Annotated in this window: 2 protein-coding genes; both read left to right on the plus strand. The window is 46.0% G+C overall.

Going from position 1 to position 1,290, the window contains the following annotated elements; all coding sequences use genetic code 11:
• The coding region (locus R7070_RS25485) for a penicillin-binding protein activator (protein ID WP_318141423.1) at positions 1 to 1,184 on the plus strand (1,184 nt) is incomplete at its 5' end.
• The coding region (locus R7070_RS25490) for a YraN family protein (RefSeq protein WP_318129404.1) at positions 1,171 to 1,290 on the plus strand (120 nt) is incomplete at its 3' end. The genes R7070_RS25485 and R7070_RS25490, both read left to right, overlap by 14 nt.

Raw genomic sequence — 1,290 nt, forward strand, 5'->3', positions numbered from 1 at the left:
ACGCAAAAACGCTCTCCGGCAATCTGTCTCAGTTAAAAAATACCCTTGAGCGTTGGTTGAACGAGAACCCGTCACACCCAGCGGCAATCTATACGCCAGAAGAAATTCAAAACATTCTGTCACTTGATATCGTAAAACCAAACAACACAGCATTGTTGTTACCATTAACAGGTAAGTTTGCGCCTCAGGCACAATTGATCCGCGATGGTTTTGTATTCGCGATGATGAATGATAGAAACCGCGATCCAAGTGCAACGCTTACCGTCATTGATACGAATGCGTACAGCGCTGATGAAGTGAAACAACGTCTTATCAACGAAAACATCGATTTTGTTGTCGGCCCGCTGCAAAAAGAAAATGTCGAACTATTGCAAACAACAATGGATGGCTCAGCAAACAGTCCAGCCATTCCAGCACTGGCGCTGAATATTCCTGAAGATGTTCAGCCAGGTACCGACATTTGCTACCTAGCGTTGTCACCTGAGCAAGAAGTGGCTCAAGCTGCAAAATACTTGTTTAGTGAAGGCTATAGCTTCCCGCTGATCCTAGCGCCAAAAGGCAGCTACGGTGAGCGTGTTGTGCAAGCTTTCAATGAAGAATGGAGCAAGTACAGCTCAAACAAAGTCGCAACAAGCTACTTTGGTGATAAGCGCCAGCTACAAAAAGACATTAACGACGTCTTTGGATTACAAGAGAGCAAACAGCGTATCGCACAGATGCAATCGCTCATGCGCATTAAGTTGGAAACACAGCCACGCAGTCGTCGTGATGTGGACGCAGTTTACATTGTCGCTCGTAGCTCTGAACTAACACTTATCAAACCATTCATTGAGGTCGCAATTAACCCAGATGCGAAGCCACCAAAACTGTTCTCGAACTCTCGTAGCAACAGCGGTGGTGCGACGTACGAAGACCTAACAGGCATTATCTACAGTGACATTCCGCTGTTAGTAAACCCAGACCCAATTGTGACCGCTGAAATGAACGAGCTATGGGCAGATCAATCCAACATGGAAAAACGCTTAAAAGCTCTAGGGATGGATGCCTACAAACTGATCGGTGAATTGCCACAAATGAAAGTGGTACCAGGTTACTCAGTAAGCGGCCAAACTGGTACGTTAAGCATTGACAACAACTGTGTTGTACAACGCGAATTGAGCTGGGCTGAGCGTGGGGCTCTTTAGTAAGCGTCAAATAGGTAATCAGTACGAGACCCTGGCGAAGCAGTATCTGCAGCGTCAGGGTTTGCGTTTTTTAGATCAAAATTATCTGACAAAGTTCGGCGAGATT

It is taken from the genome of Vibrio sp. 1557 (assembly GCF_033340175.1).
In the GTDB taxonomy this organism is placed as follows: Bacteria; Pseudomonadota; Gammaproteobacteria; order Enterobacterales; family Vibrionaceae; genus Vibrio; species Vibrio alginolyticus.